General features: G+C 74.5%; 13 protein-coding genes. 9 read left to right on the top strand and 4 right to left on the bottom strand.

Annotated elements, in window-relative coordinates:
• Positions 1-42: 42 nt before the first annotated feature.
• Positions 43-1,056, bottom strand: a complete 1,014-nt coding sequence (ligD, locus tag ACIOC0_RS37335; RefSeq protein WP_402160962.1) for a non-homologous end-joining DNA ligase — start codon at positions 1,054-1,056, stop codon at positions 43-45.
• A gap of 74 nt (positions 1,057-1,130) precedes the next feature.
• On the opposite strand from ligD, the gene ACIOC0_RS37330 reads away from it, so the two are divergent.
• Positions 1,131-2,219, top strand: coding sequence for an ATP-dependent DNA ligase (locus ACIOC0_RS37330; RefSeq protein WP_402160960.1), 1,089 nt, complete (start codon positions 1,131-1,133; stop codon positions 2,217-2,219).
• 38 nt (positions 2,220-2,257) lie between these two features.
• On the opposite strand, the gene ACIOC0_RS37325 is transcribed toward ACIOC0_RS37330, so the two are convergent.
• Complete coding sequence (locus ACIOC0_RS37325) at positions 2,258-3,448, bottom strand: zinc-dependent alcohol dehydrogenase (RefSeq protein WP_402160957.1); 1,191 nt, start codon at positions 3,446-3,448, stop codon at positions 2,258-2,260.
• A 196-nt stretch (positions 3,449-3,644) separates the two neighbouring features.
• On the opposite strand from ACIOC0_RS37325, the gene ACIOC0_RS37320 reads away from it, so the two are divergent.
• Positions 3,645-4,766, top strand: coding sequence for a DUF3048 domain-containing protein (locus tag ACIOC0_RS37320; protein WP_402160954.1), 1,122 nt, complete (start codon positions 3,645-3,647; stop codon positions 4,764-4,766).
• A 17-nt stretch (positions 4,767-4,783) separates the two neighbouring features.
• Here the strand turns inward: ACIOC0_RS37320 and ACIOC0_RS37315 are convergent, their stop codons facing one another.
• A complete protein-coding gene (locus ACIOC0_RS37315) occupies positions 4,784-5,257 on the bottom strand; it encodes a MarR family winged helix-turn-helix transcriptional regulator (protein WP_402160952.1) in 474 nt (157 codons plus the stop codon).
• Positions 5,258-5,512: 255 nt separating this feature from the next.
• Between ACIOC0_RS37315 and ACIOC0_RS37310 the strand changes: the two genes are divergently transcribed.
• The 6 genes from ACIOC0_RS37310 (at position 5,513) to pcaD (ending at position 11,004) form a co-directional block, all read left to right on the top strand.
• A complete protein-coding gene (locus ACIOC0_RS37310) occupies positions 5,513-6,295 on the top strand; it encodes a CoA transferase subunit A (RefSeq protein ID WP_402160950.1) in 783 nt (260 codons plus the stop codon).
• A complete protein-coding gene (locus tag ACIOC0_RS37305; protein ID WP_130437653.1) occupies positions 6,295-6,939 on the top strand; it encodes a CoA transferase subunit B in 645 nt (214 codons plus the stop codon). Before ACIOC0_RS37310 ends, ACIOC0_RS37305 begins: the two co-directional genes overlap by 1 nt.
• 172 nt (positions 6,940-7,111) lie before the next feature.
• Positions 7,112-7,885 (top strand): protocatechuate 3,4-dioxygenase subunit beta, encoded by a 774-nt coding sequence (gene pcaH / locus ACIOC0_RS37300; protein WP_402160948.1) that lies wholly within the window; start codon positions 7,112-7,114, stop codon positions 7,883-7,885.
• Position 7,886: 1 nt separating this feature from the next.
• Positions 7,887-8,516: a protocatechuate 3,4-dioxygenase subunit alpha gene (pcaG, locus tag ACIOC0_RS37295; protein WP_402160945.1), complete on the top strand. Its 630-nt coding sequence runs from the start codon at positions 7,887-7,889 to the stop codon at positions 8,514-8,516.
• Entirely contained in the window at positions 8,513-9,874 is a 1,362-nt protein-coding gene (gene pcaB / locus ACIOC0_RS37290) for a 3-carboxy-cis,cis-muconate cycloisomerase (protein ID WP_402160942.1), read from the top strand. The genes pcaG and pcaB overlap by 4 nt, the downstream gene beginning before the upstream one ends.
• Complete coding sequence (gene pcaD / locus ACIOC0_RS37285) at positions 9,871-11,004, top strand: 3-oxoadipate enol-lactonase (protein ID WP_402160940.1); 1,134 nt, start codon at positions 9,871-9,873, stop codon at positions 11,002-11,004. The genes pcaB and pcaD overlap by 4 nt, the downstream gene beginning before the upstream one ends.
• Before the next feature lie 13 nt (positions 11,005-11,017).
• On the opposite strand, the gene ACIOC0_RS37280 is transcribed toward pcaD, so the two are convergent.
• Positions 11,018-13,729 (bottom strand): ATP-binding protein, encoded by a 2,712-nt coding sequence (locus ACIOC0_RS37280; protein WP_402160938.1) that lies wholly within the window; start codon positions 13,727-13,729, stop codon positions 11,018-11,020.
• A gap of 400 nt (positions 13,730-14,129) precedes the next feature.
• On the opposite strand from ACIOC0_RS37280, the gene ACIOC0_RS37275 reads away from it, so the two are divergent.
• Positions 14,130-15,128 (top strand): DUF2510 domain-containing protein, encoded by a 999-nt coding sequence (locus tag ACIOC0_RS37275; protein WP_402160936.1) that lies wholly within the window; start codon positions 14,130-14,132, stop codon positions 15,126-15,128.
• The last annotated feature ends 414 nt before the right edge of the window (positions 15,129-15,542 follow it).

The following is a 15,542-nucleotide window of genomic DNA, read 5'->3' as shown; positions in this document are numbered from 1 at the left end:
GGCGACCTGCCCGGAGAGCGCTCTCCTGCCCGTCCGCGACCGTCAGGAGGGGCTCTTGCGGGCGCGGCTCGGCTGGACCCGTCTGGGCTCCCCCGGCATCTTCGGGTACTCCGGCGGATACGGCAGGTCGCCGAGGCCGTGGTCGCGTTCGTCGCGCCGGGCGAGGTCGAGGAGGGCGTCCAGGGAGTAGGCGTGGTCGTCCATGTCGGCGTGCACGTCGCCGAGTTCGGTGTAGCGGGCCGGCATCGTCGCGATGTCGAAGTCGCGCGGGTGGGCCACGCCGACCTCCTCCCAGCGCAGGGGCGCCGACACGGGGGCGTGCGGGCGGGGCCGTACGGAGTAGGCGGAGGCGATGGTGCGGTCGCGGGCGGTCTGGTTGTAGTCGATGAAGATGCGCTCGCCGCGCTCCTCCTTCCACCACTTGATGGTGACCCGCTCGGGCATCCGGCGTTCCATCTCGCGGCCGACGGCGATGGCGGCGCGCCGGACCTGGGTGAAGGTCCAGCGCGGCTCGATCGGCACGAACACGTGCAGACCGCGTCCGCCGGAGGTCTTGGGCCAGCCGCGCAGCCCGAACTCCTCCAGTACGGAGCGCAGTTCGTGGGCGGCGTGCACGGCGTCGTCGTAGTCGGTGCCGGGCTGCGGGTCGAGGTCGATGCGCAGCTCGTCGGGGTGGTCGACGTCGGTGCGGCGGACCGGCCAGGGGTGGAAGGTGAGCGTGCCGTACTGGGCGGCCCACAGGACGGCGGCTTCCTCGGTGGGGCACATCTCGTCGGCGGAGCGGCCGCTGGGGAAGGTGATGTGGGCGGTCGGGATCCAGTCGGGCATGTTCTTCGGGGCCCGCTTCTGGAAGAAGGACTCGCCGGTGACGCCGTCCGGGTAGCGCTCCAGGGTGGTGGGCCGCTCGCGCAGGGCGCGCAGGATGCCGGGGGCGACCGCCTGGTAGTAGCGGGCGAGGTCCAGCTTGGTGTAGCCGCGCTCCGGGAAGAAGACCTTGTCGGGGCTGGACAGCCGTACGGTCCGGCCGCCCGCCTGAAGTTCCACCGCATCGCCCATGCGAGCCACGGTAGGCGTACCGCCCATGGCTCGCACACCGGGCGGCCGCCGCCGTACCGGAGCAGAATCGGACCATGGATCTGCCGGTCATGCCGCCCGTGAAGCCGATGCTCGCCAAGTCGGTGGCGGTGATCCCGCCGGGCATGCAGTACGAGGCGAAGTGGGACGGGTTCCGGGCGATCGTGTTCCGCGACGGGCCCGACGTCGAGTTGGGCAGCCGTACCGGGAAGCCGCTGACCAGGTACTTCCCCGAGCTGGTGGCGGCCCTGCGGGAGCGGCTGCCCGCGCGGTGCGTGCTGGACGGGGAGATCGTGATCGCGCGGGAGGGGCGGCTGGACTTCGACGCGCTGACCGAGCGCATCCATCCGGCGGACTCCCGGGTGCGCACGCTCGCCGAGCGGACCCCGGCGTCGTTCGTCGCGTTCGATCTGCTGGCGCTGGCCGACGAGTCACTGCTCGGCGTGGGGATGACGGACCGGCGGGCGCTGCTCGCCCGGGCGCTGGCGGGCGTGACGCCGCCCGTGCATCTGGCGCCGGCGACGACCGACGTCGAGGTGGCGCGGCGGTGGTTCGAGGAGTACGAGGGGGCGGGGCTCGACGGGGTGATCGCCAAGCCGTTGACGCTGCCCTACCGGCAGGACGAGCGGGTCATGTTCAAGGTCAAGCACGAGCGCACGGCGGACGTGGTGGTGGCCGGCTACCGGCTGCACAAGAGCGGCCCCGTGGTCGGCTCGCTGCTGCTCGGCCTGTACGACGACCGGGGCGTCCTCCAGCACGTCGGTGTGTCCGCCGCGTTCTCGATGAAGCGGCGGGCCGAGCTGGTCGAGGAGCTGGAGCCGCTGCGCATGGACGACGTGGCGGGCCACCCCTGGGCCGCCTGGTCGGAGGAGGCCGCCCATGAGACGGCCAGGCTGCCGGGCGCGCCGAGCCGCTGGTCGGGCAAGAAGGATCTGTCCTGGGTGCCGTTGCGGCCGGAGCGGGTGGTGGAGGTGGCGTACGACCACATGGAGAAGAGCGCCCGCTTCCGCCACACGGCCCGCTTCCGCCGCTGGCGCCCCGACCGCACCCCGGAGAGCTGCACGTACGCCCAGCTGGAGGAGCCGGTGCGCTACGACCTCGCGGAGATCCTGGGCGCGCCGCCCCGGACGCCGCCCGGACCGTGAGACCCGGTCGGCGCTGCGTCTGACGGCGCCGGTCACGACTACGGCGTCATGAGGAACTTGACCGCGCCGTCCCGCTTCTGCTGGAACGTCTCGTAGGCCCGGGGCGCCTCCGACAGCGGCACGCGGTGGGTGGCGAAGTCGTCGACGCCGAGCGGGTCGTCGTCGGTGAGGTAGGGGAGGATGTCGTCGACCCAGCGGCGCACGTTGGCCTGGCCCATCCGGATCTGGATCTGCTTGTCGAACATGGTGAGCATGGGCATCGGGTCGGCCATGCCGCCGTAGACGCCGGTCAGGGAGAGGGTGCCGCCGCGGCGCACGAGTTCGATGGCGGTGTGCAGGGCGGCGAGCCGGTCGACGCTGAAACGTTCGGCGAGGAGGCCGCCGATCTTGCGGGGCAGCAGGGCGGAGGCGTTCTGGACGAGGCGCGCCGCGGCGCTGCCGTGAGCCTCGGTGCCGACGGCGTCGATCACGGCGTCGGGCCCGCGCCCGTCGGTCTGGTCACGGATCGCGGCGACCAGTTCCTTCTCGCTGTCGAAGCTGCGCAGGTCGAACGTCTCGACGCCCCGTGCGCGGGCCCGCCGCAGCCGGTCCCCGACCAGGTCCACGCCGAACACCCGTCCGGCGCCGCGCACTTGCGCGACCCGGCAGGCCATGTCGCCGATGGGGCCGAGACCGAGCACCGCGACGCTGCCGCCCTCGGGGATGTCGGCGTAGGCGACCGCCTGCCAGGCGGTGGGCAGCACGTCGGAGAGGTAGACGAAGCGGTCGTCGGCCGGGCCCTCGGGGACCTTGATCGGGCCGAACTGCGCCTGCGGGACGCGCAGGTACTCGGCCTGGCCGCCGGGCACCGCGCCGTACAGCCGGGTGTACCCGAACAGGGCGGCGCCCATGCCCTCGCCGGTGACCTGGGTGGTCTCGCACTGCGTGGGCAGGGAGTTCAGGCACATCCAGCAGTTGCCGCAGGCGATCTGGAACGGGACGACGACCCGGTCGCCGGCCTTGAGGTCGGGCACGCCCGGGCCGACCTCCTCGACGATGCCCATGGGTTCGTGGCCGAGGATGTCGCCGGGGGTCATGAAGGGCGTGAGCACCTCGTAGAGGTGCAGGTCGGATCCGCACAGCCCGGTGGACGTGACGCGGATGACGGCGTCCGTCGGTTCCTGGATCGTCGGGTCGGGCACGGTCTCCACCCGTACGTCGCGCTTCCCCTGCCAGGTCACTGCCTTCATCGTGCCGCGCTCCCTCCACCGACTTCGGGGGCCCGCCCCGTCCGGGGCCGGGCCCTGGGTTCGTCCCGGGTACCCGAGGGCCCGGATGGCGAACCGCGCCGCGGACGTTCCCCTGGGCCGAACGGCCCAGTCAGCGCGAACGATCGGGATCGATCGGGTAGGGCCACCGATGAACCGATAAGCGCACAATCAAGTCATGGAACGGGGTGCGAGGGTGGGCGTGACGACGGTGGACGGCGGGACGGGCCCCGGGTGCGGAGCGCGCCGGGGGCGGCCCGTGAAGAGGTCGGCGGCGGCCCTGGCCACGCTGGTCACGGCCGCCCTCGCGGCGGGCTGCTCGGCGCCGAGCACTCCCGTCGACGACGCCCGCGGCGCGGGCCACGGACCCGCCGGCCACCGGCCGGACGGCGCGGATCCCGCACCGGCCGCCCCCTCGCCAGGCCGGCCCGAACGCACCCCGGGCGGCGCGGACCGCGCCCCCGGCGTGAGGACACCGCCGCCCGCCGGCCCACTGCTCGCCGTGAAGATCGACAACGTCCGGGCGGCCCGTCCGCAGACCGGCCTGGACGCCGCGGACATCGTCTACGTCGAACCGGTCGAGGGCGGCCTGAGCCGGCTGATGGCGGTGTACGCGACGAAGCTGCCGAAGGCGGTCGGGCCGGTGCGCAGCGCCCGCGAGTCCGACCTCGAACTGCTGCGCCAGTTCGAGCGGCCGGTCCTGGCCTTCTCGGGAGCGCAGCGCAAGCTGCTGCCGCTGATCGGCGGGGCTCCGCTGAGGGCCGTCACCCCCGACGCGGCCCCGGGCGCCTACTACCGCGGCGCGGACGGACAGGCGCCGCACAACCTGTACGTACGGCCCGGACGGCTGCTGCCCTCAGCCCCCGGCGCGGCCGCTCTGACCACAGGGTTCCGCTTCGGCGCCGCCCCTGACGGCGGAACGCCGCGGACCTCGCGCACGGTGCGGTACCCGGCCGCCCGCTTCACCTTCGAGTGGTCGCCGGACCGGCGGCGCTGGCTGGTCTCCACCGACGGCCGCGCGACCACGACCGCCGACGGGCGGCGGGCGGCGCCGGCGACGGTGGTCGTGCAGTACATGAAAGTGCGCGCGTCCGCCTACCACGACTCGCTCGGCAACCACACCCCGTACCCGGAGACGGTAGGCGCGGGGAAGGCGGAGGTGCTGCGCGACGGCCGCTCCTACGCGGTGCGCTGGAAACGGCCGACGGCCGAGGAGGGCACCCGGTTCACGACGAACGACGGCAGACCGGTCGCCTTCGCCCCTGGCCAGGTGTGGGTGGTCTTCGCGAAGGCCCCGTAGCGGGCCCGGGCCTTCGATCAGCTCTCCGGGCCGGCCGGCCCCTCGCCGCTCTCCGGGTTGCGCAGCCCTTCCGCCGCGTCCGCGACCCGGCGGAGCAGGTCGAAGAACACCGTCCGCTCCTCGGCGGACAGCGGCGCGAGGAAGACCTGGCTCATCCGGGCGGCGCGCACGGCGAGCCGGCGGTGCGTGCGCGCCCCGTCGTCCGTCAGGCGCAGCAGCGAGCGGCGGCCGTCCCGCGGGTCGCGGACCTTGTCGAGCAGCCCGCGCCGGGTCAGCCGGCTGACGACCTCGGCGACGGTGGAGCGGTCCAGCTTCACCCGCTCCCCCACCGTGCGCTGGTCGAGGCCCGGCTCGGCGACGAGGGCGTTGAGGACGGCGAACTGGGGCGAGGTGGTCTCCTCGGACACCATGGCGTTCCACAGCAGGTGGTGCCCCTGCTGGAGCCGCCGGGCCTGGTGCCCGGGATGGGTGTTCAGGTCCACCGCCGCCATGCGCGCTCCCGAGGTCGGATCGTACGTGCACTGAACGATACCCGGGGCCGAATCGGCCGTCTCCCCTCCGGACACCGGCGCTCGATGGAGCTTCCAGCGGGGTTGACGGTCGGGTTCGGCGGTGGCAGCGTGAAGTACACCTCGTCGGATCGTCAGTGCACTGATTGATGGGAGCCACGGATCAGGCGCGCGCGGATCGAGGGTTCGAAGGCCTTGCGGCGCGTCGGCGCGTCCACGAGAGATGGGGCTTGACGGATGGACAAGGTGGTCGCCACGGCCCTGGAGGCGGTGGCCGACGTGCCGGACGGCGCGTCGCTGGCGGTGGGCGGGTTCGGGCTGAGCGGCGTGCCGAACGTCCTCGTGCAGGCGCTGTACGAGCGGGGAGTCACCGGCCTGTCGGTCGTCTCCAACAACTGCGGGGCGATGGAGTCGGGCCTCGCGGTCCTCCTGGCCGCCGGGCGGATCGCCCGGGTCACCGGTTCCTACATAGGGGCCAACAAGGAGTTCGCCCGCCAGTACCTGGCCGGGGAGCTGGAGGTGGAGATGATCCCGCAGGGCACGCTCGCGGAACGGCTGCGGGCCGGCGGCGCCGGGATCCCCGCCTTCTACACGCCCGCCGGTGTGGGCACGCAGGTCGCGGACGGCGGTCTGCCCTGGCGCTATGACGGTGAGGGCGGCATCGCGCTGGCCTCGCCGGCGAAGGAGGTCCGCGAGTTCGACGGCGCGCGCTACGTCCTGGAGCGCGGTATCCGCACCGACTTCGCGCTGGTCAGGGCGGCGAAGGGGGACCGGCACGGCAACCTCGTCTTCAACCGGTCCGCCCGCAACTTCAACCCGCTCGCGGCGATGGCGGGGCGGGTGACCGTCGCCGAGGTCGAGGAACTCCTCGAACCCGGCGAGATCGACCCGGACGCGGTGCATCTGCCGGGCGTCTTCGTGCAGCGGGTGGTCGCGCTGACCCCGGAGCAGGCGGCCGACAAGAAGATCGAGCGGCGGACGGTCTCGGCGTCCCGCGCGGAGGAGGCGGTGAGCGGCTGATGGCCTGGACACGTGAGGAGATGGCCGCCCGCGCCGCGCGCGAACTCCGCGACGGCCAGTACGTCAACCTCGGCATCGGACTGCCGACCCTGATCCCCAACCACCTGCCGCCGGGCGTGGAGGTGATCCTCGAGTCCGAGAACGGCATCCTCGGGACCGGCCCCTACCCCACCGAGGACGAGGTCGACCCGGACCTGATCAACGCCGGCAAGGAGACCGTGACGGTACTGCCGGGCGCGTCGTTCTTCGACTCGGCGCTGTCGTTCTCGATGATCCGCGGCGGGCACATCGACGTAGCCGTGCTGGGCGCGATGCAGGTGTCCGCGAGGGGCGACCTCGCCAACTGGGCGATCCCGGGGAAGATGATCACCGGGATCGGCGGGGCGATGGACCTCGTGCACGGCGCCCGCACGGTCATCGTCGTCATGAGCCACACCGCGAAGGACGGCAGCCCCAAGATCCTCGACGAGTGCGCGCTGCCGCTCACCGGCAAGGGGTGCGTGGACCGGATCATCACCGACCTCGGCGTCCTGGACGTCACCGGCGACGGGCTGGTGCTGGCCGAGACCGCGCCCGGCGTGAGCGTCGAGGAGGTCGCCGCGCGCACCGCCGCCGAACTGACCGTCGCAGACGCCCTGCGATGAGGGACGTCCACATCGCCGGCGCGGTCCGCGCGCGGTCGGCCGCTGCGACGGGGCGCTCTCAGCCGTCCGCCCGGACGATCCGGGCGCACGCCCGTCCGGCGAGCGCCACCGCGTCCCTCGCCCCCCTTCGACCGCTCCCTTCGACGTGACCGTCAGGAAACCGGGACACCCCATGACTCTCACCCAGCACGACATCGACCTGGAGATCGCGGCCGAGCGCGCCGCGTACGAGAAGCGGATCGCCGGCGGGGCGCCCGTCGAGCACCAGCCGCGCCGCGACTACGCCCCCTACCGTTCCTCCGTGCTGCGCCATCCGAAACAGCCGCCGGTCACCGTCGACGTGGGCACGGACCCCGAGCTGGTCGAGCTGGCCTCCCCCGCCTTCGGCGAGCGCGACGTCACCGAGATCGACAACGATCTGACCCGGCAGCACACCGGCGAGCCGATCGGTGAGCGCATCACCGTCTCCGGCCGGCTCCTCGACCGCGCCGGGCGGCCGGTCCGCGGCCAGCTGATCGAGATCTGGCAGGCCAACTCGGCGGGCCGCTACGCCCACCGGCGCGAGCAGCACGACGCCCCGCTGGACCCGAACTTCACCGGTGTCGGCCGTACGCTCACCGACGACGCCGGCTCCTACCGTTTCACCACGATCCAGCCGGGCCCGTACCCGTGGCGGCAGCACCTCAACGCCTGGCGGCCGGCGCACATCCACTTCTCGCTCTTCGGCACGGCGTTCACGCAACGGCTGGTGACGCAGATGTACTTCCCGGGCGACCCGCTGTTCCCCTACGACCCGATCATCCAGTCGGTGACGGACGACGCGGCCCGACAGCGGCTGGTCGCCACCTACGACCACGCCCTGTCGGTGCCGGAGTTCTCGATGGGCTACCACTGGGACATCGTGCTCGACGGCCCGCACGCCACCTGGATCGAAGAGGGACGCTGACATGACGAAGATCGACACGGCTCGCCCGGAGACGGTCCTGCCCACCCCGTCGCACACGGTCGGTCCCTTCTACGGCCACGCCCTGCCGTTCCCCGGCGGCGGCGACATCGCCCCGCTCGGCCACCCCGACACCGTCACCCTTCACGGCTATGTGTACGACGGTGAGGGCCGGCCGCTGCCGGACGCCTTCCTGGAGCTGTGGGGCGCGGACCCCGAGGGCCGGCTGTCCCGGGTCGACGGCTCGATGCGGCGCGACCCGGCCGGCGGCGGCTTCCTGGGCCGCAACGGCGTGGAGTTCACCGGCTGGGGGCGGGTGCAGACCGACGCCGACGGCCACTGGTCCGCCCGCACACTCCGCCCCGGGGCGCGCGGGCGCAGCGCCCCCTACCTGAGCGTCTGCGTGTTCGCGCGCGGACTGCTCGTCCACCTGTTCACCCGGATCTACTTCCCCGAGGACACGGCCGCGCACGCCGCCGACCCGCTGCTCTCCGGGCTCGACGAGGCACGCCGAGCGACGTTGGTCGCCGGGGGCGGCGGAGGCGGCGGAGGCGGCGGAGGCGGCAAGGACGCCTACCGCTTCGACGTCCGCCTCCAGGGCGAGGGCGAGACCGTCTTCCTGGAGTTCCGGTGACCCTGCCGGCGTCCGGGCCTGAAGGGAACCCGGCCGCGCCCGACGACGCCGGTCTGCTCGCCCCCGGCCGGGCCGGCTCCCCCGCCGCCTCCGCGACCGGCGACCGCGCCTATCTGCGGGCGCTGCTCGACGCGGAGGCCGCGCTCACCCGGGCCCAGGCCGCCCTGGGGCTGGCCCCCGGCGAGGCCGCGCGTGCGGTGACCGAGACGGCCGCTTCCGGGGCCTTCGACGTACGGTCCCTCGCAGACCGCGCCCGCGCCGGCGGCAACCCGGTGATCCCGCTGGTCGAGGACCTCACCGAGGCGGTCGGCGCGGAGCACGGTCCGTACGTCCACCGGGGCGCGACCAGCCAGGACATCATGGACACCGCGGCCATGCTGGTGGCCCGGCGCACCCTGGACCTGCTCCTGCCCGACCTGGAGCGCACCCAGCGGGCGCTCGCCGGGCTCGCGGCCGGGCACCGGGACACGCCGATGCCGGGGCGCACCCTCACCCAGCACGCCGTGCCCACCACCTTCGGGCTGAAGGCGGCCGGATGGCGGTCGCTGGTCCTGGACGCACGGGACCGGGCGACGGCCGTACGGGACGCCCTGCCCGCCCAACTCGGCGGCGCGGCCGGGACACTGGCCGCGTTCACCGCCTACGGCGCCGAGGACGCGACCGCGCTGCCCGCCGCCTACGCTCGTGAACTCGGGCTCGCGGCACCGCTGTTGCCGTGGCACACCCTGCGGACGCCGATCGCCGACCTCGCCGGGTGCCTCGCCTTCACGGCGGGCGCGCTGGGGAAGGTCGCCGTCGACGTGCTCACCCTCGCCCGCACCGAGATCGCCGAGGTGGCGGAGGGCAGCGGGGGCGGCTCCTCGGCCATGCCGCACAAGGCGAACCCGGTGCGCGCCACGCTGATCGCGGCGGCCGCCCGGCGCGCGCCGCAACTCGCGGCCGTGCTGTACGGGTCCCTGGTCGCGGAGGACGAACGGCCGGCCGGGGCCTGGCACGCCGAGTGGGAGCCGCTCCGGGATCTGCTGCGGTTGGCCGGCGGCGCCGTCCGGGACGCGGCCGAGCTGGCGGAGGGGCTGCGCGTGCACCCCGGCACGATGCGCTCCCATCTCGCTCTCACCCATGGGCTGATCGTCTCCGAGCGGCTCTCCGCCGAACTGTCCCGGATCCTCGGGCGGTCCCGCGCGAAGGAGCTGCTCACCGAACTCGCGCCCCGCGCCCACACCGAAGGCCGCTCCCTCGCGGAACTGCTGCGTGAGCAGGTCGAGTTGAACGACGTCGACCTGGGCGATCTCACCGACCCCGCCCGCTACACCGGCTCCGCCGGAGCCCTCACCGACCGTGCGCTGGAGCGACGTTGACCGAGACACTGCTCAACCACCGCGCCGAGGGGCCCGTTTCCGCGCCCGCGCTCCTGCTCGGCCCGTCGCTGGGGACCTCGTACGCCCTGTGGGACAAGGTCGCGCCCGAACTGTCCGCCGCCCATCGGGTGATCCGCTGGGATCTGCCCGGACACGGCGGCTCGGCGGCCGAGTTGATCGGGCCGGGCGCCACCGTCGGGGACCTCGCCGCGCTGGTGCTGGCACTCGCCGACGCGCTGGGCGTGGAGCGCTTCGCTTACGCCGGGGTGTCGTTGGGCGGCGCCGTCGGCCTGCACCTCGCGGCGCACCACGCCGAGCGGGTGTCCTCGCTGGCGGTGGTCTGCTCCTCCGCCCACTTCAACGGGGCGCAGCCGTGGCGGGATCGGGCCGCGCTGGTGCGGCGCGAGGGGCTTGCCGAGTTGGCCGCCGGGGCGGACGCCCGCTGGTTCACGCCCGGGTTCACCGTCCCGCAGCTCGTCGCCGACCACCGGGACACGGACCCCGGGGCGTACGCCGCCTGCTGTGACGCGCTGGCCGCGTTCGACCTGCGGGAGTTGCTGCCGGCGATCTCGGTGCCCACGCTGGCGGTCGCCGGGCGCGAGGACCCGGCGACGCCGCCCGCGCATCTGCGGGAGATCGCGGACGCTGTGCCGGGCGCCGCGCTGGTCGAGATCCCGGGAGCCTCGCACCTGGCGCCGGCGGAGCGGCCGGAGGCGGTGCTGACGGCGCTGCGCGCCCACTTCGACGGGCACGCCCGGCGCGGAACGGAGGTCCGCCGCCAGGTGCTGGGCGACGCGCACGTGGACCGGGCGCAGGCCCGGCAGAGCGCGTTCACGGCCCGCTTCCAGGACTTCATCTCGCGGTACGCCTGGGGGGAGATCTGGACCGACCCGACCCTCAGCCGCCGGGAACGCAGCATGATCACCCTGACCGCGCTGGTGGCCCACGGCCACCTGGACGAACTGGCCATGCATGTGCGGGCGGCCCGGCGTAACGGTCTCACCCCGGAGGAGATCGCCGCGGTCCTGCTGCAGACGGCCGTCTACTGCGGCGTCCCGGCGGCGAACGCCGCCTTCGCCACGGCTCAGCGAGTGCTGGCCGAGGAGGGCCCCGCCGACGGCGGCGTCTGAACCGGGAGCGGAGTCAGCGGCGGGTCTGGCCGGGGACCAGCCCCACCTGGGGTGCGCCGAGACCGTCCAGTGCCTGCTGGGCCTTGACGACCAGGCCGTCCGCGCCGCAGGAGCGGGCCAGGGTGAGGCCGCGGTGGAGTTCGGACACCGAGCGGGCGGCGATGCCGTGTTCGACGCGGGCCGCCGCGTGCTCGTACTGGCAGGGTGAGGCCTCCAGGTAGGCGACGGCCTGGGCGGTCAGCCGGACCGCGCGCTGGCCGGTCTCCAGGGCGGCGGCGCAGCGCAGGGCTTCGCCGATCGCGGTGTCGGTGCCGAAGCGTTCGGCCTGGCGGCGGGCGTCGGAGGCGAGACGGGCCGCGCGGGCCGGGTCCTCGGTGGCGAGGGCGCGGGCGAGGTCGACGGCCCAGGGGACCATGACGGGGTTGAGGTGGCCGCGGACGGCCGCCGCCTTCTCGGCCTCCTCCAGTTCGTTGACGGCGTCCTTGGTGCGGCCGACGGCGAGCAGCAGCCGGCCCCGCACGGACCGCGGGTCGGGCAGCACGATCGTGGACGGGTAGGGCGGGGCGAATCCGTGCTGTTCGGCCATCTGCCACGCCTCGTCGACATGGCCGCGGGCGAGCAGCGTGTCGACGAGGTTGCAGGTGGCCGACCAGTACAGGGGCAGGCCGCGGCCGACGCGTTCGGCGAGGCGCAGCGACTCCCGCAGGGACTTCTCCGCGTCCTTCAGACGGCCCCGGCGGCGGTGGCCGAGCCCGAGGTAGGCGTGGGCGAGGGCGAGGTGGCCGCCGCTCCAGCCGGCCGTCTCGTAGGCGCGCAGGGCCTCGTTGAAGAGGGCCTCGGCGCGGTCGAGGCGGTCGGTGTAGGCGTAGGAGCTGGCCAGCATCATCAGCAGTTCGAGGCCCCATTCGGGGTCGGTCCAGCCGAGTCCGGGCGCGAGGCGGCCGTTGACGAGGGCTCGGTCGCAGTACTCGACGACCTCTTCGGCGTTCTCGCCGTGGGTCATGGCGTCGAAGCCGCGCAGGATGAGCAGGGCGCGTTCGGCGTTGTCGCGGCCGGCGCAGGTCGCGGCGAGCGAGGCGAGTCTCTGTGAGCGGGCCGGGGAGGCGGTCTCGCCGGCGTGCACGCCCTCCCACATGAACTGCACGGCCTGGAGCCGCATCCGCGCCGGTCCCGGCGGCTGCCGGGCGACCTCGGCCTCGACCGTGCGCACGGCCTCGGCCATCTGGTCGTTGTGCAGGAGGGCCTGGGAGAGGCGGAAGATGGCGTCGACGCGTTCGCCGCCGTCGAGGCCCGGCATGGCGAGCGCCGCCCGCAGGTGCTCGATGGTCTTCGCGGGTGCGGTGAGGTGGGTGGCGCTGCCCAACTCGTGCAGTACACGGGCGTGGACGTCGGGCGGGGGCGGTTCCTGCAGGGCGCGTTCCAGGCAGAGGCGGGCCGCGTCGGGGGCGCCGACGGCGAGGTGTTCGCGGGCCGCGCCGCGCAGTTGCTCGACGAGTTCCTCGTCGCCCTCGGGGTGGACCTGGATCAGGTGGCGGGAGGCGGCGGCGAGGCCCTTGCCGGCGTCGGTGACGACCGCGGCGGCGATGCCGTGCATCGCGGTGCGCAGGCTCGGCGGGATGGACTCGTAGATCGCGGAGGCGATCAGGGGGTGGAGGAACTCCAGGTCGCCGTCGGCCGAGGGCATGGCCGCCGGGTCGGGCGCGGTCAGGATGCGGGCGGTGCGCAGCAGTTCGGCGCAGCGGGCCGCGTCCTCGCGGCTCATGACGGCGAGCCGGGCGGCCTCGTCGACGGAGATGTCGGTGCCGAGGATGGCGGCCGCCATCGCGAACCGGTGGGCGTCGACGCCGAGTTCCTCCAGGCGGGCGACGAGTCCGCCGCCTCGGGCGGAGCGGTTGAGAGGGCGCAGTTCGGTGGCGGAGGGCTCGCTCGGGTCGAGTTCGCTCTCCCGCACCTTGGCGAGGAGTTCGACGGTCTCGTAGGGGTTGCCGCCGGTGACGGCCCACACCTCGCGGCAGAACGGGTCGTCGGCGTGCGCGCCGAGGGTGTCACGGGTCAGGCCCGCCACGGCGTCCGGGGTGAGGGCGCTCAGGCTGGTCACGGAGTGCTCGGCGGCGCCGGAGATCGCGTCGAGGTGTCCGGCGGCGTCGCCTTTGACGTCGGGCCTGCGGGCGATGACGAGCAGGACGGACAGGTGGTCGAGGCGTTCGGTGAAGGCGGCGAGCCAGCGCAGGGTCTCCTGGTCGGCCCAGTGCGCGTCGTCGACGAGCAGCACCAGTGGGTAGTAGCGGGCGGCCAGCCGGCTCACGGCGGCGACCAGGCCGTCGCACACGCCCTGCGGGTCGGCGTGGCCCGCGACGGGTTCGGCGATGCCGAGGGCGGGGCCGGCGATGTCGTACCAGTCGCCGAGGTACTCGCGGGCCTCCTCGGGCAGCAGCGACAGCAGCGCGGGCTGCAGCAGTTGGCGTACGACGTTGAAGGGGACGGACCGCAGGGTCTCACCGCCTCGCGCCGACCACACGGTGCAGCCGCGGGCCTCCGCGATGCGGCGGGTCTCGGCCAGCAGCGTCGTCTTGCCCAGGCCCGCCTCGCCCCGCAGCACGTGCACATGGCCCGAGGAGGAGCGGTCGGCGCGGAGCGCCTCCACCGCCCGCTCGATGGCGGCGACTTCCGCGTCGCGCTCCCACAGGGAAGCCGAGGCGGCCGCCGCCGGCCGTACCTCCGTCATCCCGCTACCTCCCCAAGTCGCCCGAACGACGTACAGACCTTGAGCGTAGCCCTCCGGCGGCCCGCGCGGGGACGGTCGGGCGAGCTGTTGCCTCCACGGGTGACGGCGAGCGCCCCGAGCCGCCCCGACGGGCCTGCGGAGGAGACGTCGGAGCGTCAACACCGTTCGGCACGAGCAGAATTGACGTCGCGTTTCGGCCAGGGCGCCTTGTCGGGCTCCGGGCGTCCGGCCCGCACGGGAGGAGGGCGCCGCCGGTGTCCGGAGGGCGCGCCGGCGCAGGGGGAACGGCGGGCGACGGCGTCGGGGGGCTCGCGCGGCGGGGGCGCGCCGGTCACCATGGGGAGGCACGAGACGGCATCCCTCTCATCCGACTTTCACCGACGCCTCATACGGTGGGGACATGACGCAGGTGACTCCCCCCGGGTGGTACCCCGACCCCGGGCAGACAAGTGACGGTCCCGCCACCGAGCGCTGGTGGGACGGCGGTGCGTGGACGGACCGGACCCGCCCCGCGGGCTCGGCCGCCGCGTGGGGTCCGCCGGCGCAGGGGCTCGCCGCCGGGCCCTACCCGGCGCACTCCGCCTATCCCTATCCGCAGTACCCGGCGGTGCCGCCCGGCAAGGGGGGCAGGCGCGGTCTGCGGACCGGCATAGCCGTCGCGGCGGCCGTGGCGGTGCTGACCAGCATCGGGATCGGCGTGTACGCGCTGACCAAGAACGACGGCGGTTCGGGCGAGCCCGGCACGGCGCAGGGGCCCGGCGGCCGGGGCGGTCCCGGCGGGCAGGACGGCGGAGGGGGCGGCCCGTTCGGTGACTCGGAGGGCTCCGACGGCTCCCCCCGCTCGCCCCGCGGGTCCGCGCCCCCGGAGATCAAGAGCGGTTCGGTGACGGACCCTCTCAACGGGATCAGCATCCCCATCCCGGCCGGCTGGACGGGGCAGCAGATGACCGGGGGCGCGCAGGTGACCTCCGACTCCGCCTACAAGTGCCCCGGCGACACCACCAAGACGTGCACCAAGGGCGGGGTGTACTCGGCCCCCGCCGAGGTACTGGGCGCCAAGGGTTCCACGGCGGAGGCGATCGCCAAGGCGGACATCGGGGCGAACGCGAAGGAGTCCTACGGCGGCACCACCTACGGCGCGATCACCTCCCACCAGGTGCTCGCCTCGCAGGCGGTGACGGTGGCCGGGCAGAAGGGCTACCTGGTCCGCTGGAAGGCGATCACCAGCAAGGGCGCGGACGGCTTCGTCGAGTCCGTGGCGTTCCCGGCCCCGGCCGACGCCGAGCGGTTCGTCGTCCTGCGCTTCGGAGTGGACGCCGACCAGAGCCCGTCGGTGATCGACACCATCACCAAGGGAATCAAGGCAGCGAAGGGCGGGGGAAGCGGCCAGGACGTGTGAAGGCGCCTCGACGGGCGCCCTGGTCGGGGCACCTGAGCCGGACGGCCGGGGCCCGCCCTGGGCTGCCGCAGCAGGGAGCCTGCAGCCGGAAGGCCGGGGGCGCACCGCGAGCGGCCGGACGGCCGCGGCCCCCACCCTGGGCTGCCGGGCCCGGGCGGGGCCGCTGGCCGGGCGGCCGAGGGCGGGCCGCAGGCCGCCCGAGCCGGGACGCCTGAGCCGGGCGGCCCAGGGCGCACCGCGGACTGCCGGGGCGAGGAGCCCGCAGCCGGACGGCCGGGGCGCACCGCGGGCGGCCGGACAACCGCGGCCCCCGCCCTGGGCTGCCGGGCCCGGGCGGGCCGGGCGGGGCCGACTGATCGACCAGCAGGGCGGCTGGTCCACCCCGTCACCGCTTTAGCCGGCTCGGCAGGATCC

Origin of the sequence: Streptomyces sp. NPDC088254, from assembly GCF_044740925.1 — a bacterium.
Classification (GTDB): domain Bacteria; phylum Actinomycetota; class Actinomycetes; order Streptomycetales; family Streptomycetaceae; genus Streptomyces.
This window is presented reverse-complemented; position numbering and strand designations above follow the sequence as displayed.